This window comes from Streptomyces sp. NBC_00569 (genome assembly GCF_036345255.1).
GTDB lineage: Bacteria > Actinomycetota > Actinomycetes > Streptomycetales > Streptomycetaceae > Streptomyces.
In genome coordinates this window covers 6,222,403-6,240,534 of record NZ_CP107783.1, presented here as the reverse complement: position 1 = coordinate 6,240,534, position 18,132 = coordinate 6,222,403, and the positions used below count along the sequence as shown (strand labels likewise).

Here is an 18,132-nt window from a genome sequence, read left to right as displayed (position 1 = left end):
TCGGGGTGCGCGGCGAGGCGAGTCGCCGCACACCCCCGGGGCCGCGTGCGGCCGGCGGGACCTCACGCCCCGCCGGCGGCCGGCCGGTGGGCGTTCACGAGAAGAGCCGCCGCCAGGTCTCGGGCCCCGGGTAGCCGTCGGCCGCGCCGCCGCGCCAGCCCTGGGACCGCTGGAACGCCTCGACGGCCCGCCGGTCCCCCTCGCCCCAGCGGGGGCCCGGGCCCTTCGTGTAGTGCTTGCCGAACCCCTTCTTCACCAGCTGCCTGCCGAGCTGGGTGACGTGCGCGTTGCTCGCGCCCGGCCGGAACTTGCCGCGCCCGGGATAGGGCGGCACCTTGGACGCGGAAGAGCCGGGGTCGGACGCGGCGCCGGCGAGGGGCGGAATGTTCTTGCCCTTGCCACCGACCAGATAGGCCCAGGTCGTGGGCCCGGGCAGGCCGTCGGCGCTCGCGCCCCTCCAGCCCTGCGCGCGCTGGAACGCCTGCGTGGCACGCCGGTCGGCCTCACCCCAGCGAGGCCCGGGTCCGGTCGTGTAGAACCGCCCGCCGCCCCGGCCGACGAGCAGCTTCCCGAGCCGCGTGACGTTCGCGTTGTCCGCCCCGGCGCCGAACGCCTTGGCGCCCGGGAACTGTGTCGACACCGGACCGCCGGCCGCCTTCTCCTCCTGCTTCAGCCCCTTGTAGCGATAGGGCACATATTTGGACGAGTTGCTCCAGTAGGCATAGGGCGTGGACTGCTTGCGGGCTCTGGGCGGCGTCTGCTCGTACGCCACGTAGTAGGTGTGCGTGTAGTCGGTCCAGCCACCGAAGAGGACGACGTGTGAGCCTTTCTGAGGGTTCGACGGATTGTGGAAGAGCAGCATGTCGCCGGGCTGGAGCTGGTCGCGCGTGATGCGCGTCCCGAACTTGCCGAGACTTCCGGTCCATTCGTTGCTGCCGAGGTTCCACGCCATGGAGACGAAGCCGGAGCAGTCCTGCCGGTACCCGTCGCTCCAGAACTTCACCATGCTGTAGGGCACCTTGGCGGTGAGCCAGAGCTTGGCCCGATTGACGATCGCCGCGCGGGTCGTGGCCGGAAGCCCGGTCACGTGCTTCGGGGGCGCCGCCGCGCTGCCCGCCGGCCCGTGCAGCGGTCCCGACCCGCCCTGTGGGGTAGGCGGCTCGTCCGAGGACGGCAGCCCCGGCCGGACCGGTCCGTGGTCGGACGCGACGGCGGGGACCGCGTGCGCCCCGCCGACGACCGTGCCGGCCGCGGCCGCGAGGACGAGGGCGCGCCGGGCACCGTGGGCGGCGGGGTGGCCGCCGAGACCGATCGTCAGCGACGACCGGGAGCTCCGGGCGGCACTCCGCCAGTGAAGACACCCCGGGCAGTCGCAGTCGCTCGCAGGATCGAATTCCTCGAACACCGGAGCCTTCATGCGATTCCCCTCACACTCCAGAATGAAATGTCCAACAATCTGCACAAACGGAAGCCTCTCAACTCTCTGGCGATATCGCATGTTGACGGTCCGAATGATGCATTACCGGATAAATAGGGTGATACGGACAGGCGTGGTGGTCCGGAGCACCCTCGGGATTCGGGTAGAGTTCTCCAGGTCAGCAGGCGCCGCTAGCTCAGTTGGTTAGAGCAGCTGACTCTTAATCAGCGGGTCCGGGGTTCGAGTCCCTGGCGGCGCACAGACAGGCGAAGGCCCTCCACGCAAGTGGGGGGCCTTCGCCATTGACGGGCCCACTCCGACGCGGCGAAGGCGGCCGGGGGCCCGGGGGTCGCCCCCCGGAAAGACACAGCATCAGCGGGTCCGGGGTTCGAGTCCCTGGCGGCGCACAGACAGGCGAAGGCCCTCCACGCAAGTGGGGGGCCTTCGCCATTGACGGGCCCACTCCGACGCGGCGAAGGCGGCCGGGGGCCCGGGGGTCGCCCCCCGGAAAGACACAGCATCAGCGGGTCCGGGGTTCGAGTCCCTGGCGGCGCACAGACAGGCGAAGGCCCTCCACGCAAGTGGGGGGCCTTCGCCATTGACGGGCTCCCGTGTGATGGAGCCCTTTCTGCTGCTCGGGGGGCTACGGCTGCCGCTCCTGCGGATAACGTGGGCCCATGGCGCGCGACCTCCAGGAGCGGATCAAAAAGCTCATCATCGACCGGCGGCTTCCGTCCGGTGCCTCCCTGCCCACCGAGCCCGAGTTGATGGAGCTCCTCGGCGTCAGCCGGAACTCCGTGCGCGAGGCACTCAAGGCCCTCCAGGCGATGGGCATCGTGGAGATCCGGCACGGCTTCGGCACCTACGTCGGACCGATGTCCATGGCCCCCATGATCGAGGGGCTCACCTTCCGCACCGTCGCCGGGCACTACCGCGGCGAGGACAGCCTGCTCCAGCTCCTCGAACTGCGCGAGGCCGTCGAGACCGGCCTCATCGCACGCCTCGCCGGCCGCGTTCCCGAGGCCGACCTGGCCGAACTGGACACCCTCGTCGACCGCATGGACGCCGAGGCCGCCACCGACGGCGCCGTGAGCCCGGGCACCGACCGCGCCTTCCACGCGACGCTCTACCGCGGCCTCGGGAACCCGCTGCTCGGCGAGGTCATGGAGGCGTTCTGGGACGCCTTCCACCGGGTGCGCACCGACCTCGTCGCCATCCCGCACGACCCGAAGGTCACCGGACTCCAGCACCGCGAGATCGTCGACGCGGTGCGCTCCGGCGACCCGCTGCGTGCGGAGCGCGCCATAAGGGAGCACTTCGGCGACATCCGCACCCGGCTGAGCACCCCGGCGAGCAACCCGACGGGCACCGCGACAGGCACCGCATGAGCAACACCTGAGCAACCTGGCGAGCACCCGGCGAGCAACGTCTGAACACCCCGGCGCGCGCCCGATGAGCCGCACGTGCGCCCCCGGCGCGCGCCCCGTGAACGACACCTGAGCGCCTCATTCGCCTCAACAGGCGTACAAAATCGCACGTATGACCGGTAAACAGCATGTTTCGCTTCGTATCGCCCTTGCGATCATGATGACGTGCATAGAACCCTGTCCTCGAGCCATTGGCTCCGATGAGGCAGGCGGAACACGGCAGTTGGGACCGGCACCCGGCCGACGCCGGGTGGGCTCGACTCAGGGGTGGGGGCCCCGTTCATGAAGCGATGCCGAGGGGGGCATCATGCAACCGGAAGGCCGCCGTCTCAGTCTTAGACGGGGGACCGTGGCCTGCCACTGACACGTCCGGCGAGGTCGAGGGGGACCGACCGGACGGATGACCGACGACCACGCAGTGACTTGCGTGCGGGGGGAATGACTCATGACGTCGACGCCGCCAGGCGCCCGGCAGAACTTCGACCCGTCCCAGACCACCCAGCTGCGCGTGCCACCGCATCGGACCGGCGGCTTCCGGCGCATCAAGAAGGCCCTGCCGCGCTACGACTACGAGCACTACAGCCGGCTCGCGGGGCCGCTGACCCAGCCCGAACCCGGCAAGCCGTACAAGGTGCAGTACCGCTCGCTGCTCTCGCAGGAGCCGCACCGGCTGCGGGCCGCGCTGATGCTGGGCGCCGCACCGCTCCTGTCTCTCGTACTGCTCTTCTGGCTGCTCCAGCCCGAGCACTGGACGGAGCGGGACTACCCGGCGTACGACTTCCTGCCCGCGCTCGACGTCGTGATGCTGGTGTCGATCGGCCTGATCGAGTTCTTCCGCTGCATGAACGTGCTGTCGAACGCGCACGCCACGCTCGTCGCCCGTGACCCGATCCCGGTGGTGCCCGAGACCGGCACGAGAGTCGCCTTCCTGACCTCGTTCGTGCCCGGCAAGGAGCCGATCGAGATGGTGACGAAGACCCTGGAGGCGGCCGTGAAGCTGCGCCACCGGGGGCTGTTGCACATCTGGCTCCTCGACGAGGGCGACGACCCCGAGGTGAAGGCGGTCTGCGAGCGCCTCGGCGTGCACCACTTCTCCCGCAAGGGCGTCGCGAGGTGGAACCAGGCCAAGGGCCCGCACCGCGCCAAGACCAAGCACGGCAACTACAACGCCTGGCTGGACGCGCACGGCGACGACTACGACTACTTCGCCTCCGTCGACACCGACCATGTGCCGCTGCCCAACTACCTGGAGCGGATGCTCGGCTTCTTCCGCGACCCGGACGTCGGCTTCGTCATCGGCCCCCAGGTGTACGGCAACTACGACAACTTCGTCACCAAGGCCGCCGAGTCGCAGCAGTTCCTCTTCCACGCGCTGATCCAGCGGGCCGGAAACCGCTACGGCGCCCCCATGTTCGTGGGCACCTCGAACGCCGTCCGTATCAAGACCCTCAAGCAGATCGGCGGTCTGTACGACTCGATCACCGAGGACATGGCGACCGGCTTCGAGATCCACCGCGCCAAGAACCCGGCCACCGGCAGGAAGTGGCGGTCCGTGTACACGCCGGACGTGCTGGCCGTCGGTGAGGGGCCGAGCGCCTGGACGGACTTCTTCACTCAGCAGATGCGCTGGTCGCGCGGTACGTACGAGACGATCCTCAAGCAGTACTGGAAGGGCTGGTACTCGCTCCCGCCGAGCAAGCTCTTCAACTACACGATGATGATCATCTTCTACCCGATGTCGGCCCTCAACTGGATTCTGGCGGCGCTCAGTTGCGCCCTGTTCCTGGGCCTCGGTGCCTCGGGTGTGAACATCGACCCGACGATCTGGCTGATGCTGTACGGCAACGCGTCGGCGCTGCAGATCGGCCTCTACATCTGGAACCGGCGGCACAACGTCTCGCCGCACGAGCCCGAGGGCTCCGGCGGTGTGGCCGGCATGGTGATGTCCGCGCTGTCCGCGCCGCTGTACGCGAAGGCGCTGTTCGACGCGGTGCTGCGCCGCAAGAGCAAGTTCGTCGTCACGCCCAAGGGCGACTCGGCCAGCCCCGACCGCTGGTTCGGGACCTTCAGGTACCACTGGTACTTCATCCTGGTGTTCGCCGGATCGATCGCCGCCGGCTTCGTGTTCGGCCACTCGCACCCGGCGATGATCACCTGGGCCTGCTTCGCCCTGCTGATCACGGCGCTGCCGATGTTCGCCTGGCGGTACATGCTGCGCCAGGACAGGAAGAAGCCGAAGCCGCCCGCCGCCGAGACGTCCGGGCCACCGCAGCAGACGCCGCAGCCTCAGCCGCACGGCGTGCCGCAGCAGAAGCCCACCTGGACCGCCGGCGGGGGCAACGACAAGACCATGCAGATTTCCCTGGGGGGACGTAACAAGTGAAAGACGGTGCCAGCCGCCGCCGTGCCCGACGCATAGCCATCGGCTCGGTGGTGGTGCTAGCGCTTGCCGGGATGAACGGTCCGTGGCTCTACCGGTTCGGTTCGGCGAAGTACCACGAGTACAAGATCAACAGACCCGAGTACAAGGCCGAGAACGGCAAGTGGGACATCGTCGAGTTCCCCGAGGAGTACCGGCAGAACACGATCCACGCCGCCCTGCTGCACACGGGCAAGATCCTGCTCGTGGCCGGGTCCGGGAACAACCAGGACAACTTCGACGCGAAGAAGTTCGACACCCGGCTGTGGGACCCGGTGAAGGGGACGATCAAGAAGATCCCCACACCCAGCGACCTGTTCTGCACGGGCCACACGCAGCTGGCCAACGGCAATCTGCTCATCGCCGGCGGCACCAAGAGCTACGAGAAGCTCAAGGGGGACGTCACCAAGGCCGGCGGCCTGATGATCGTCCACAACGAGGACCCGGACGAGCCGAAGACGATTCCCCAGGGTTCCAGGTTCACCGGCAAGGAGAACGGCAAGACCTTCGTCACCAGCGAGAACATCACCGTCGAGCGGGCGAAGAAGGTCTTCGACCCCAAGACGGGCGCCTTCCTGCGCAACGACCCGGGCATCCGCCGGGTCTACGTCGAGGCGCAGAAGAGCGGCACGAAGTACGAGACGGGCACGCAGGACAACTACCGCGTGCAGGGCCTCAAGGGCGCCGACGCGCGCAACGTCTACGGCATCGCGCAGAAGCTCGCCCTGGACAAGAAGGACTTCCAGGGGATCAGGGACAGCTACGAGTTCGACCCGGTCGCCGAGAAGTACATCAAGGTCGACCCGATGAACGAGGCCCGCTGGTACCCCACGCTGACCACACTCTCGGACGGCAGGGTCCTCTCGGTCTCCGGGCTCGACGACATCGGTCAGCTCGTCCCGGGCAAGAACGAGACGTACGACCCGAAGACCAGGAAGTGGACATACACCAAGGGGATCCGCCAGTTCCCGACGTACCCGGCCCTCTTCCAGATGGAGGACGGGAAGATCTTCTACTCGGGCGCCAACGCGGGCTACGGGCCCGACAACGTCGGCCGCACGCCCGGCATCTGGGACCTCGCGACCAACAAGTTCCAGAAGATTCCCGGGCTGAGCGACCCGAAGCTGATGGAGACCGCCGGCACGGTGGAGCTGCCGCCCGCGCAGGACCAGCGCTACATGGTGGTCGGCGGCGGCGGGGTCGGCGAGTCCAAGGAGTCGAGCCGCAAGACACGGATCGTCGACCTCAAGGCGAAGGACCCGAAGTTCGTCGACGGTCCCGAGCTGGAGAAGGGCACGCGCTACCCGCAGTCCTCCACGCTCCCCGACGACACGGTCCTGGTGTCCGGCGGCTCCGAGGACTACCGCGGCCGCGGTGACTCGAACATCCACCAGGCGCGGCTGTACGACGTGAAGACCAACACGTTCAAGCGCGTCGCCGACCCGCTCGTCGGCCGCAACTACCACTCGGGCTCGATCCTGCTGCCCGACGGCCGCGTGATGTTCTTCGGCTCGGACTCGCTCTACGCCGACAAGGCGAACACCAAGCCCGGCGTCTTCGAGCAGCGCATCGAGATCTACACGCCGCCGTACCTGTACCAGGACTCGCGGCCCACGCTCAGCGGCGGCACGAAGACCGTCGCCCGCGGCGGCTCGGCGACGTACAGCTCGGACCACGCGACGGCGATCCGGACGGCACGGCTGATCAGGCCGAGCGCGTCCACACACGTCACGGACGTCGACCAGACGTCGATCGCCCTCGACCTGAAGAAGTCGAAGGACAGCGTCACGGTGACCATCCCGAACAACCGCAGCCTCGTCGAGTCGGGCTGGTACATGCTGTTCGTGACGGACGATCAGGGCACGCCCAGCAAGGCGCAGTGGGTGCACGTGCCGTAGGGGCCTGCACGGAGGGGGTGGGGGCCCGAGCCCTCACCCCCCTCGATGCTTTTCCGGCCGCTGCCCTACTTGGTGGCCTTGGCAAGACCGATCGCGTACTGCGGCCACCAGGCCCCCGCCTTCGGGCCGCCCTTGCAGTCGCCGTCCGACTCTCCGGGCCGCTTGACCCACAGGTACGCCTTGACCAAGGGGTCGCCCGTCTTGGTGCCGGGCTCCTCGCCCAGCGCCCGTCCGGGCGGGTTGCACCAGCGCTGGTCGGGGTCGCCACCCGTGTAGGGCCCGTTCCCGTTGCGGCTGGTGTCGATGACGAACGGCTTGTTGCCGACCTTCGCCGAGAGCTCCTTGCCGTACTTCACGGAGTCAGCGGTGGTGTAGAAGTTCGACACGTTGACCGAGAAGCCGTCGGCCTGGTCGATGCCGGACCACTGGAGCGGCTGGAAGATCTGGTCGGGCTTGCCCCAGCCGGCGTTGCCCGCGTCGAGGTAAACCGTCGTGTTCTTCAGCGACTTGAGCGTGCCGACAGCACCCTTGAGGAGGTCGTAACGCTCCTCGTGGAACTCCTCCGGCGTGCAGTTGTCCACCATGTGCTGCACGGCGTCCGGCTCCAGGATCACCGTCGCGCGCCGGTCACCGATGCCCTTGGCAACGCTGTCGATGAACGCCCGGTACTGGTTCCCGTCGGCCGCGCCGCCCTTGGAGAACTGGCCGCAGTCGCGGTGCGGGATGTTGTAGAGCACGAGCAGGGCGTCCCGGTCGGCCTTGTCGGCGGCCTCGGTGTAGCCCCGGGCCTGGTCCTCCGCGTTCTCCGGGAGGATCCACTCGCCGCTCGGCTGCTCGGCTATCTTCCGGATCTGCTCGGCGTCGTCGGTCTTGCCGGCCTTCTCGTAGGCGGCGACCTGCTTGGCGGCACTGCCGTCCGGATTGACCCAGTACGGGTCGGATCCCTTCGGCTGCTGCTTCACGGGTGACGGTGAGCCGTTCTTGTCCTTGCCGTCCCCGGAGGAACATCCGGACACCAGCAGCGCCGCCCCCACGGCCGCCGCTCCCGCCCTCACCCCCCAGGCGCCGACACCGCGTACGCGGCCTGCGTCCTTGCGGTACATCCACTCCCCCTTGGGTGCCCTGTACGGCTCTCAATCCTGGCATACGGGCCGCCGCGACCACGAGGGCGGACAGGGTTCGTCAAATACCTGTTACAGCGCCCGCGTTCGGTGTTCACCGGGGGCGCGAGCCCGTCCGGACTTGGCGTCAAACAGCCTCTAGGCCGCGTCGCCCATCCGCTCTAGAGTCGTCGTGAGCGGCCCGAGCCCCGGCCTGCACCACCTCTCCGGGAGAGCAGGTCTCTCCTGACCTCCCGCGCTGACGCCGGGTTACTCCCGCAGCCCGAGCGCGCGTGGTCGAGGACCAGCCCGGCCGGCGTCTCCCCCGGGGGGAGCGGGCCGCCGGCCGGGCCAGGTTGTCAGCGCGCGGGCGCGTCGGGCACACCGGTGAGGTACGCGGACACGACGACGTTGGCGGTGTAGGTGTGCGACACCCGGTCGAAGGAGCCGCCGCACGTGATCAGCCGTAGCTCGGCCCGGTCGGACTGCCGCTGGCCGTACGCCTTTTGCGCGTCGAACCGGTCGCGGCTGAAGACCTGCACGTCGTCGACGGTGAACTCGGCGACGGAGCCGTCGTCCCGTGCGACCCGCACCTTGTCGCCCGGCTTGGCCGAGCTGAGGCGGTAGAACACGGCGGGCCTGGTGTCCGTGTCGACGTGCCCGACGAGGAGGGCCGTGCCGCGCTCGCCCGGCTTCACGCCGCCGCCGTACCAGCCGACGACACCCGCCTGCGAGAACGGCGGCGGGTCGATCGCGCCGCTGCCGTCGAGGCCGCGGGCCTTCACCGGCGCCTCGATCTTCAGTGCGGAGACATCGACGCGCTGGGGCTCCGCGCCGGCCATCGGCTTGTGCGCGGGCGGCAGTTCGACGCCGAGCGGCCGTCCGACAGCGGCCGCGTCGCCGGTCGTGGGCGCGGACAGGCCATGGATATCGGTGACTCCGCGGCCCCACAGCCACAGACCGAGCAGCAGTACGGCCCAGGCCACTCCGGTCACGAGCCGCCCATTGCCGTGCGGTCGTTCTCCGTCAGCCATGATCGGCCCCCGCTCAGCCGGAGCGGCGCCGGCGGACGCTGCGCAGGGCCACGGCGACGGCCGCGACCGCCGCGAGCACCAGGCCGAGCACCGTGTGCCGGGTGCCGGGGCCCTCCTCGCGCAGACCGTCGACGATCTCGGTGGTGTGGGCCGCGGTGAGCTGCGCGGTACCGCCGCCGCCCGCGTGCACGGGTGCGGTGGGGACCGGCGCGGGCCGGCCCTGCTGGACGACCTCGACGCTGCCCTTGACCTTGCTGCTGACGCCGTCGCAGGTCACCTTGATCTGGTAGATCCCGGGCGTCGCGGACGGGCGGATGCGGGCCTGGCCGGTCAGCGTGGGCTGGTCCGCGGACGGGGCGAGATCGCCGGGCGCCTCGAAGGCGTCCGAGTAGGCCTTGCCCTTGGATTCCCTGCAACCGGAGACCCTGAGGTCTACCTGGGTCCCCGTCGCGGGGGCGAAGGGGGTGACGGTTATGGAACCGGTTGATCCGTCGGAATCCCCGCCCTCCGCGTGGGCGGCGGCGACGGGCAGTGTCACCAGAACGGCGGCCGCCCCAATGGCACGGAGAGCGAACATCTCTCTACGCATTGTGAACCTCCTGTATTGGAAGGGTCACGCGCGCAGGCCCGATCCGCATCCCGGGGGCGCCGGAAAAGGGCGCCCCCGAGACCGGGATCAGACGAGTTCGACCAGGTCAGCGATGGAATTGACGACCTCGGACGGCCGGAAGGGATAGCGGTCGATGTCTGCCTTGCCCGTGAGCCCCGTCAGGACGAGGAAGGTCTTCATCCCGGCCTCGAGACCCGCCAGGACGTCGGTGTCCATGCGGTCGCCGATCATGGCGCTGCTCTCCGAGTGCGCCCCGATCGCGTTCAGGCCGGTGCGCATCATCAGCGGGTTCGGCTTGCCCGCGAAGTACGGCTGCTTGCCGGTCGCCTTGGTGATCAGCGCGGCGACGGCGCCGGTGGCGGGCAGCGGGCCCTCGGTGGAGGGGCCGGTCTCGTCCGGGTTGGTGCAGATGAAGCGGGCGCCGTTGTTGATCAGACGGACGGCCTTCGTCATGGCCTCGAACGAGTAGGTGCGCGTCTCGCCGAGCACCACGTAATCGGGGTCGTGGTCGGTGAGGACGTACCCGATGTCGTGCAGCGCCGTCGTCAGGCCGGCCTCGCCTATGACGTACGCCGTGCCGCCGGGGCGCTGGTCGTCGAGGAACTTGGCGGTGGCCAGGGCCGACGTCCAGATGTTCTCGACCGGCACCTCCAGGCCCATGCGGGTCAGCCGGGCCTGGAGGTCGCGGGCGGTGTAGATCGAGTTGTTCGTCAGCACCAGGAAGGGCTTGCCCGACTCGCGGAGCTTCTTGACGAAGGCATCGGCGCCGGGGATCGGCACGCCCTCGTGGATGAGCACACCGTCCATGTCGGTGAGCCACGATTCGATGGGCTTGCGCTCTGCCATGTGCCGGTCTCCTGCCATACAAGAAAACACTGGGGTCAAGAAATAGCTGGGTCGCCGGGACCACACTGTGCCGACGCCCCCAAGCCTAATCAGCACCGCCTGATCTTGACCCCGCCGAGCCTGCGGAAGCGGTGCGCAGGTCAGCTGCCGGTCGCCGACTTCCAGTCCTCCACGTACATCTGGAGGTTCTTGTCGATGTCGTTCCAGTCGGGCTCGAAGATCTCGACGCCGTCCATCACCTTGGCGAGGGCGATGGCGTTCTCGTCCGTCGCCTTGATGTCCTTGCGCGAGGAGAAGCCGCCGCCGATGGAGCTGACCTGCTGCTGCGCCTTGGCGGACAGCATGAAGTCGAGGAGCTTCTTGCCGTTCTCGCCGTGCGGGGCGTTCTTCACGAGGCCGCCGGCGTAGGGCAGGGCGAACGAGGTCGGCTTGCCGCCGGCCTTCTCCGGGAACCAGATGCCGAGGTTCGGCATGGTCTTGGCCTGCGCGAAGCTCATCTGCACATCGCCGTTGGCGACGAGGAGTTCACCCTTGTCGACCTTGGGGGCGAGCTTGCCGGTGGAGGCGGACGGGCCGACGTTGTTGGCCTGGAGCTTCTTCAGGTAGTCCATGGCGGGCTTCTTGCCGCCGAAGTCGTGCATGGCCTTGACGACGACGGCGGTGCCGTCGCCGGCGACGCCGGGCGTGGAGTACTGGAGCTTGTTCTTGTACTTGCCGTCGAGGAGCTCGTCCCACGTGGTGGGCGCCGTCTTCAGGTCTTTCTTGTTGTAGACGAAGCCGAAGTAGTTGTTGACGACGGAGGTCCAGGTGCCGTCGGCGGCCTTGTCGGCCCCGTCGACCTGGTCGGCGCCCTGGGGCGTGTACTTCTGCAGGAGGCCCTTGCCGTCGGCCTGCTGGATGAACGGCGGGAGCGTCACGATGACGTCGGCCTGGGTGTTGGACTTCTCGCGGGCGGCGCGCTGCACCATCTCGCCGGAGCCGCCCTCGACGTACTCGACCTTGATGCCGGTCTTCTTGGTGAAGTCCTTGAAGACCTGGTCGTACCAGCCGTCGCCGTTCTCGCCCTTGAGGCCGTCCGCGCTGTAGACGGTGACGGTCTTCTCGTCGGAGGCGGCGGAGTTGCCGCCGCAGGCGGAGAGGGTGGCGGCGAGGGCGATGCTTCCGGTGACGGCGGCGATCGGCTTGAGCGTGTTTCTGCGCATGGCGAGGTGAACTCCTTGCAGAGGGTCAGGACAAGAGGGCGGTGAGAGGCCCGGCGGTACGAGGCCCGGCGGTAAGAGGCCTAGCGGTAGGAGGCTTTGGTGCGGATCCGCGAGACGAGCAGCAGGACGAGCAGCGTCGTCGCCATGAGGATCACGGAGAGCGCCGATCCGGTGAACAGGGAGCCGCGGTCGGTGATCGCGTAGATCTGCACGGGCAGCGGCATCCAGTCCGGCGGGTAGAGCATCATCGTGGCGCTCAGCTCGCCCATGGACAGGGCGAAGCAGAGTCCCGCGGCCGCGTTCAGCGACGGCAGCAGGAGGGGCAGCTTCACCTTCCACAGGACGTACGAGGGACGGGCGCCGAGCGACGCGGCGGCCTGTTCGTACGCGGGGTCGAGTCGTACGATCGCGGCCGAAACCGACTGATAGGCGAACGCCGTCACAAGAATCGTGTGCGCCAGGATGACGATCCAGCGCGTGCCGTTGAGCACCATCGGCGGCTTGGAGAACGCGACGAGCACGGCGAGGCCGACCACGACGGACGGTACCGCGACCGGCAGCATGAACAGGGCGTCGAGCACCCTGCGGCCGCCCTTCTTGAGCGCGGCCGCCGCGAGCGCGGCCCACGTGCCGATCAGGAGAGCGAGGAAGCCGGCGCTGACGGCGGTGACCAGGCTGGTCGTGAGCGCCTGGAGGGACGCGCCGCTGGTGGCGGCCTCGTAGTGACCGCCGGTGAATCCGGTCGGAAGGGCGCTCGACCAGCTCGTGGCGAACGACGCGGCGACGACGACGAGCAGCGGCAGCGCGAACAGCGGCAGGAAGAGGGCGAAGAAGAGGACCCAGATGGTCCACCTGCCCTTACGGCTATGCACCAGCACGGCGGCTCACCACCCGGTAGAGGCCGTAGAGGCCCACGGAGATCAGGACGTTGACGACGGCGACCACGCACGCGCCCGGGTAGTCGGACTCGAGGATCGCCTTGCTGTACACGAGCATCGGGAGCGTGGTGACGCCCTTGGCGCCGGTGAAGAGCACGATCCCGAACTCGTTGAGGCACATGACGAGGACGAGGCTGCCGCCGGCGGCGAGCGCGGGCAGCGCCTCGGGCAGGATGACCTGCCGCACGATGCGGGCGGGCTTCGCGCCCAGGGAGGACGCCACCTCCAGCTGCGCGGTCTCGATCTGCGAGAACGCGGCGAGCAGCGGCCGCATCACGAACGGCGTGAAGTACGTGATCTCGGCGAGGAGCACGCCCCACGGGGTGGTCAGGAACTGGAAGGGCCCGGAGGCGGCACCCGTGACGTCCGTCCACAGTCCGTTGGCCATGCCCACGGATCCGTAGACGAAGAGCAGCGCGAGGGTGATCAGGAAGGACGGGAAGGAGAGGAACACGTCGATGAACTTGGCGACGGCCTTACCGCCGGGGAACGGGACGAACGCGATGACGAGCGCGAGCGCGAACCCGAGCACCAGGCATCCGACGGTCGCCCCCAGCGCCAGCCACACCGTCGTCCCGAGGGCCTCCCGGAACGCGGACGAGGCGAAGACGTCGGCGTACGGCTCGAGCGAGGTGCCGCCGGTGTCGGGCTGCACGGACTGCTGCACGACGAGGGCGAGCGGGTAGAGGAACACGAGGGCGAGTACGGCGACAGGCGGCAGCGCCCACACCCACTTCGGCATCCCCTTGCGGGAGTTCACCGACTTGCTCACCGGCGCGCTCAGCGTGGCGCTAGCCATCCTTGCTCACCCCGGCCGACAGCAGCACCGCGTCCTCGGGTGCGAAGTGCACGGTGACCTCGTCGCCGAGCGCGGGCGGGGTGCGCAGTTCGCGCAGGTCGGCCTTGAGCCGGTGCCCGTCCACGTCGACGTACAGGCGGTGGGTGGAGCCGCGCCACTGGACCTCGGACACGGAGCCGGTGAGGGCGTTGGGCCCGTCGCCGAGTCCGACGAGGTGCGGGCGCACGCACAGCGTGGCGGACACCCCGGAGGCGACGTCGCCCGTGGGCACCTTCAGCTGGGCGCCGGCGAAGGACACCGACCCCGAACCCACCTGTACGGGAAGGAGGTTGGCGTTGCCCACGAAGGAGGCGGTGAACTCGGTGCGGGGCCTGCGGTACAGCTCCTGCGGGGTCCCGCAGTCCTGGAGACGCGCCTTGTCCATGACCGCGATCCGGTCGGCGAGGGTGAGTGCCTCGACCTGGTCGTGGGTGACGTAGAGGATCGACACGTCGGGCAGTTCGCGGTGCAGGCGGGCCAGCTCGGCCAGCATGCCGGAGCGCAGCTGCGCGTCGAGCGCGGAGAGCGGCTCGTCGAGCAGGAGCACCCCGGGCCGGATCGCGAGGGCCCTCGCGATGGCCACCCGCTGCTGCTGTCCGCCGGACAGCTCGCGCGGGTAGCGCTTCGCGTAGGAGGCCATGCCGGTCATTTCCAGGGCTTCGGTGACCCGGGCGGGGATCTCGGCTCTGGCGACCTTCTGCGCCTTCAGACCGAAGGCGACGTTGTCCTCCACGCGCAGGTGCGGGAACAGGGCGTACTGCTGGACGACCATGCCGATGCCGCGCCGGTGGGGCGGCAGGTCCGTGACGTCGCGGTCGCCGATCAGGACGCGGCCCGACGCGGGCCGCACGAATCCGGCGACGGCGCGCAGGGCCGTCGTCTTGCCGGAGCCGGACGGGCCGAGCAGCGCCATGACCTCGCCGGGCTCGACCGTCAGATCGAGGGAGTGGAGGACTGTGTTCGCACCGTAGGCGACGGACACCTTGTCGAAGCGGATGCCGCTGGCCATCAGCTCTCAGCTCCCGGGCGCACGGCGGGTATGGGGTCGGTCTTCTCTCTCACGGCGGCCACGCTCCTCGGGGCGGATGACCCGTACAGGTCCGCGTGGCAACGGGACGGTGAACGGCCACCCAAGGTTGGCCTAGACCCGTTACGTTCCCGTTACCAAAAGGGGTCAACTGCCGCCCCTTGGCGGTCAGTTGTCCAAACGCGTGGTGAACGAGAACCGGTCCCCCCGGTAAAGCGTCCGCACCCTTTCCGTGGGCCGGCCGCTCGTGTCGGAGGACACCCGGTGGATGAGAAGCATCGGCAGGGCGGGCGGCGTGCCGATCAGGAGGGCCTCGCGCGGGGTGGCCAGCACGGTCTCGATGCGCTCGTCGGCGGACCCGAACTCGATCCCGAGCCGCTCGTGCACATACGTGTAGAAGGACGAGTCCGGGTCGAAGTCGACGTCGAGGCGAGGCATCCGCGCCACGGCGACATAGGTGCTCTCCAGACCGACGCGCTCGTCGTCGGCGAGCAGCACACGCTCCATGTGCCACACCGGCTCGCCCCGCTCGACCTCGATCTCGCCGGCGAGGGCGGGCGGGCACGGGAAACGGTCGAGGCCGATGAGCGTGCGTCCCGGGCGGCGGCCCTGGCGGCGCACGCCCTCGGTGTAGCTGGCCATCGACAGCGGCTGCTCCAGCTTGGGCCCGGCCACGACCGTCGCCCTGCCCCGGCGGCGCAGGCGCCCTTCGAGCAGCAGCTCGCGCAGCGCCTGGCGCACGGTCTCGCGCGCCACCTCGAAGCGCAGGGCCAGGTCCCGCTCGGTGGGCAGCGGCTCGCCCTCGCCCAGCTCGTCGAGGAGCGCGGAGACATGGGCCTTGACCGCGTAGTACTTCGGGATGCGGCCGTGCTCGGGGATGCCGGCGCGTACGGGTGCGCCAGGTGCCTGGTCGTTCGGGTAATCCACCCAGGGATGTTCGCAGACATTTGTTAACGGGGTGTCGGGGGCCGCCCCGGAGTGCGGTGCGCGCGACGGGCGGTGTGGCCGGAATCCGCCCTCACCGGCGGTCGGTGCGCGGCCGTCGGGAGCCCGCCACGAGGGCCGCGCCGCCGACGAGCAGGATGCCGGAGGTGAGGCCGAGTCCGCGCAGGGAGCGCGGCCCGGTCCGCGCGAGTTCGCTGGGCGTGAGAGGGAGGTCGCTGTGGTCACCCTCGGTGGCTGTGTCGGTATCTGCGCCGGTGCCGGTGCCTGTATCTGTGCCGGTTCCTGTATCGGCGGTGGGGGTGGGGGTGCGACGGGGCGCGGTAGCGGTGGGAGCAGGACTGGGCGCGGTAGTGGCGGGGCGGGGCCTGTCGGTGGGCCGTCCGCTCGGCGTACCGCTGTCGCGGCCGGGCTCCAGCAGGCCGTCGTCCCCTGCGCCGGGTTCGTCGCGCTGCTCGCCGCGGGGCCGTCCGGACTCCTCGCCGCCTCCGTCCTTCTCCTCGCCGGTCAGCGTGAACCGGTAGTCGCCCGACTCCCCCACCCAGTCGCCGTCGTCGTCCCGGCGCTGCACGACGGCCGCGTTGGCGACGACGCTGTTCGGTCGGGCGTCGGAGGTGAAGGCGAGCCGGGCCCGGACGGTGACGGTCTTGCCCGGGCCCACCCGGAAGCCCGGGAAGCCGTCGTCGAAGACGCCGATGTTCTCGTCCCGGTCGGTCCGCTCGAAGCGGACGGGGTGCCGGCGCTTGCCGTCGGAGAACTCCAGCCGGATCTGCCGCGTCGCCAGCGTCCGCTTCTTGTCGATGAGTACGAGGACGGGGTGGATGGCGGCGCACTCGGCGTCGGTCTTGTTCGTCAGGTCGAGGGACCAGGTCCGGAAGCCGCCGCCGGGGTGGTAGGTCGTGGGGCCGCCGTGGATCCGGGTGCTGATCGGGAAGCCGGCGGGGTGCCGGGCGGTGCAGGTGGGCTCTCGCGGGCCGGACGCGGACCCGGCCGGGTCCGCCGCGAGGGCGGGGCCGCCGGTCACCACGGAGGTCAGGGCCAAGGCAGTGACGGCGAGCGGGATACGCGGTCGCATGGCGAGCCTTTGCTGATCGCGGGTCGGGAAGGGTACAGCCGCCGCGACCATGTCACGCGCGCCGCGCCCGCACCTGACCAGAAGTGCCCCGTACGGCCCGATGCACGAGTGATTCCGCTCGATCAGCTCAGATTTCTGTCATTCCGGTTGGCCGGGAAGTGACCGTGCGCCCGGCCGAACAGGGGTGCGAGGACCAGCTGGGCCGCGCCCTCGACGACCACGCTCTCCGACCCTGGCGCGCGCAGGACCGGGACCTCCACCGTGCCGCCGCGCCGCGCCCGCTCCCCGAGGACCGCCCGCACCCCTTCGACGAAGTGCTCCTCGGCGGCCGCGACCGTGCGACCGCCGAGCAGGACGAGGTCGATGTCGAGGAGGCCGACCATGTTCGCCGCGCCCTCGCCGAGCACGCGCGCGGCCTCGTCGAAGGAACCGGCGGCGACCGCCGCGAGGCACAGCGCCTCGATGCAGCCGCGGTTGCCGCAGCCGCAGGGCGGGCCGTCCAGCTGGATCACCTGGTGGCCGAATTCGCCCGCTCCGGTGCGCGGCCCGCGGTAGGGCGCGCCGCCCAGGACGAGTCCGGCGCCGAGTCCCGTACCGAGGTGGAGGTAGGCGAACGAGTCGCCGCACCCGGCGAGCGCGAGGCCGAGCGCGGCCGCGTTGGTGTCCTTGTCCACGACCACGGGGAGCCCGAGCCGCGCCGCGAGCGCGTCCCGCAGCGGGAACCGGTCCCACTCGGGGAACCCGGTGACGCGGTGCAGCACTCCGGAGGAGTGGTCGAGGGGACCGGGCAGGGCGACGCCCACGCCGAGGACGCGGGGGGTGGGGGGTTCCGGATGTGGATGTACGGGCTCCTGCGCGTCGAGGTGGCCCGGGTCTCCGGCATCCGCGCCCCCTGCGTCCGCTCCCGCATCCGTGAGCAGGGCCTCCACCTCGCTCGCCGCCGCCTCCACCACCGCGTCGCCGCCCGCGCCGAAGGCCAGCGGGGAGCGGCGTTCGGCGACGACCGCGCCCGCGAGGTCGACCAGGACCGCCGTCAGTTCGTCGCGGTCCAGGTGCAGCCCGACCGCGTACCCCGCGTCCGGCATGAGGCGCAGGACGGTGCGCGGCTTGCCGCCCGTCGAGGCGCGCCGACCGGTGTCCGTGACCAGGCCCTGCTCCCTGAGCCGCGCCGTGATCTTGCTGACGCCCTGCGGGGTGAGCCCGGTGCGCTCGGCCAGTTCGAGCCTGCTGATGCCCTCGTCACCCGCCGTGCGCAGCAGATCGAGTACGAGTGCGGCGTTATGGCCTCGCAGCACCGCCAGATTGACCCCGGAGTAAGCCCTGTTCACTCCCCCATTGTCCCCTCCGCTTGCACTTTGG

General features: G+C 69.9%; 15 protein-coding genes and 1 tRNA gene. 4 read left to right on the top strand and 12 right to left on the bottom strand.

Annotation, left to right across the window (positions count from 1 at the left end; all coding sequences use genetic code 11):
• Window positions 1–94 precede the first annotated feature (94 nt).
• A complete protein-coding gene (locus OHO83_RS28125; protein WP_330279893.1) occupies window positions 95–1,417 on the bottom strand; it encodes a peptidoglycan-binding protein in 1,323 nt (440 codons plus the stop codon).
• Between the two features lie 185 nt (window positions 1,418–1,602).
• On the opposite strand from OHO83_RS28125, the gene OHO83_RS28120 reads away from it, so the two are divergent.
• The 4 genes from OHO83_RS28120 (at window position 1,603) to OHO83_RS28105 (ending at window position 7,161) form a co-directional block, all read left to right on the top strand.
• A tRNA-Lys gene (locus OHO83_RS28120) sits at window positions 1,603–1,676 on the top strand.
• A 418-nt stretch (window positions 1,677–2,094) separates the two neighbouring features.
• Window positions 2,095–2,805: a FadR/GntR family transcriptional regulator gene (locus OHO83_RS28115; protein ID WP_266670861.1), complete on the top strand. Its 711-nt coding sequence runs from the start codon at window positions 2,095–2,097 to the stop codon at window positions 2,803–2,805.
• A 484-nt stretch (window positions 2,806–3,289) separates the two neighbouring features.
• Entirely contained in the window at window positions 3,290–5,227 is a 1,938-nt protein-coding gene (locus tag OHO83_RS28110; RefSeq protein ID WP_330279892.1) for a glycosyltransferase family 2 protein, read from the top strand.
• Complete coding sequence (locus OHO83_RS28105) at window positions 5,224–7,161, top strand: kelch motif-containing protein (RefSeq protein WP_330279891.1); 1,938 nt, start codon at window positions 5,224–5,226, stop codon at window positions 7,159–7,161. The genes OHO83_RS28110 and OHO83_RS28105 overlap by 4 nt, the downstream gene beginning before the upstream one ends.
• Before the next feature lie 65 nt (window positions 7,162–7,226).
• Here the strand turns inward: OHO83_RS28105 and OHO83_RS28100 are convergent, their stop codons facing one another.
• The 11 genes from OHO83_RS28100 to OHO83_RS28050 all read right to left on the bottom strand — a co-directional run bounded on the left by OHO83_RS28100 (window position 7,227) and on the right by OHO83_RS28050 (window position 18,101).
• On the bottom strand, window positions 7,227–8,264 hold the full coding sequence (locus tag OHO83_RS28100; RefSeq protein ID WP_266670867.1) for a glycoside hydrolase family 6 protein: 1,038 nt from the start codon (window positions 8,262–8,264) through the stop codon (window positions 7,227–7,229).
• A gap of 356 nt (window positions 8,265–8,620) precedes the next feature.
• On the bottom strand, window positions 8,621–9,295 hold the full coding sequence (locus tag OHO83_RS28095) for a class F sortase (protein ID WP_266670869.1): 675 nt from the start codon (window positions 9,293–9,295) through the stop codon (window positions 8,621–8,623).
• A gap of 13 nt (window positions 9,296–9,308) precedes the next feature.
• A complete protein-coding gene (locus OHO83_RS28090; protein WP_266670871.1) occupies window positions 9,309–9,872 on the bottom strand; it encodes a hypothetical protein in 564 nt (187 codons plus the stop codon).
• Between the two features lie 99 nt (window positions 9,873–9,971).
• Window positions 9,972–10,751: an HAD-IIA family hydrolase gene (locus OHO83_RS28085; RefSeq protein ID WP_266670873.1), complete on the bottom strand. Its 780-nt coding sequence runs from the start codon at window positions 10,749–10,751 to the stop codon at window positions 9,972–9,974.
• Between the two features lie 140 nt (window positions 10,752–10,891).
• Window positions 10,892–11,953, bottom strand: a complete 1,062-nt coding sequence (locus OHO83_RS28080) for a 2-aminoethylphosphonate ABC transporter substrate-binding protein (RefSeq protein WP_266670875.1) — start codon at window positions 11,951–11,953, stop codon at window positions 10,892–10,894.
• An 80-nt stretch (window positions 11,954–12,033) separates the two neighbouring features.
• A complete protein-coding gene (locus OHO83_RS28075; RefSeq protein WP_329435050.1) occupies window positions 12,034–12,831 on the bottom strand; it encodes an ABC transporter permease in 798 nt (265 codons plus the stop codon).
• On the bottom strand, window positions 12,818–13,690 hold the full coding sequence (locus tag OHO83_RS28070; RefSeq protein ID WP_330279890.1) for a 2-aminoethylphosphonate ABC transporter permease subunit: 873 nt from the start codon (window positions 13,688–13,690) through the stop codon (window positions 12,818–12,820). The genes OHO83_RS28075 and OHO83_RS28070 overlap by 14 nt, the downstream gene beginning before the upstream one ends.
• Window positions 13,683–14,738 (bottom strand): ABC transporter ATP-binding protein, encoded by a 1,056-nt coding sequence (locus tag OHO83_RS28065; protein WP_266670881.1) that lies wholly within the window; start codon window positions 14,736–14,738, stop codon window positions 13,683–13,685. Before OHO83_RS28065 ends, OHO83_RS28070 begins: the two co-directional genes overlap by 8 nt.
• 186 nt (window positions 14,739–14,924) lie before the next feature.
• Window positions 14,925–15,683: a GntR family transcriptional regulator gene (locus tag OHO83_RS28060; RefSeq protein ID WP_330279889.1), complete on the bottom strand. Its 759-nt coding sequence runs from the start codon at window positions 15,681–15,683 to the stop codon at window positions 14,925–14,927.
• A 91-nt stretch (window positions 15,684–15,774) separates the two neighbouring features.
• Window positions 15,775–16,773, bottom strand: a complete 999-nt coding sequence (locus OHO83_RS28055) for a hypothetical protein (protein WP_330279888.1) — start codon at window positions 16,771–16,773, stop codon at window positions 15,775–15,777.
• A gap of 122 nt (window positions 16,774–16,895) precedes the next feature.
• Window positions 16,896–18,101, bottom strand: a complete 1,206-nt coding sequence (locus OHO83_RS28050) for an ROK family transcriptional regulator (protein WP_330279887.1) — start codon at window positions 18,099–18,101, stop codon at window positions 16,896–16,898.
• Between the last annotated feature and the right edge of the window lie 31 nt (window positions 18,102–18,132).

Excerpts from the sequence above, each read along its gene's own strand:
- OHO83_RS28065 (WP_266670881.1), bottom strand. The coding sequence starts at position 14,738 with ATGGCCAGCGGCATCCGCTTCGACAAGGTGTCCGTCGCCTACGGTGCG.
- OHO83_RS28070 (WP_330279890.1), bottom strand. The coding sequence starts at position 13,690 with ATGGCTAGCGCCACGCTGAGCGCGCCGGTGAGCAAGTCGGTGAACTCC.
- OHO83_RS28125 (WP_330279893.1), bottom strand. The coding sequence starts at position 1,417 with ATGAAGGCTCCGGTGTTCGAGGAATTCGATCCTGCGAGCGACTGCGAC.
- OHO83_RS28095 (WP_266670869.1), bottom strand. The coding sequence starts at position 9,295 with ATGGCTGACGGAGAACGACCGCACGGCAATGGGCGGCTCGTGACCGGA.
- OHO83_RS28090 (WP_266670871.1), bottom strand. The coding sequence starts at position 9,872 with ATGTTCGCTCTCCGTGCCATTGGGGCGGCCGCCGTTCTGGTGACACTG.
- OHO83_RS28115 (WP_266670861.1), top strand. The coding sequence starts at position 2,095 with ATGGCGCGCGACCTCCAGGAGCGGATCAAAAAGCTCATCATCGACCGG.
- OHO83_RS28080 (WP_266670875.1), bottom strand. The coding sequence starts at position 11,953 with ATGCGCAGAAACACGCTCAAGCCGATCGCCGCCGTCACCGGAAGCATC.
- OHO83_RS28085 (WP_266670873.1), bottom strand. The coding sequence starts at position 10,751 with ATGGCAGAGCGCAAGCCCATCGAATCGTGGCTCACCGACATGGACGGT.
- OHO83_RS28110 (WP_330279892.1), top strand. The coding sequence starts at position 3,290 with ATGACGTCGACGCCGCCAGGCGCCCGGCAGAACTTCGACCCGTCCCAG.
- OHO83_RS28100 (WP_266670867.1), bottom strand. The coding sequence starts at position 8,264 with ATGTACCGCAAGGACGCAGGCCGCGTACGCGGTGTCGGCGCCTGGGGG.
- OHO83_RS28055 (WP_330279888.1), bottom strand. The coding sequence starts at position 16,773 with ATGCGACCGCGTATCCCGCTCGCCGTCACTGCCTTGGCCCTGACCTCC.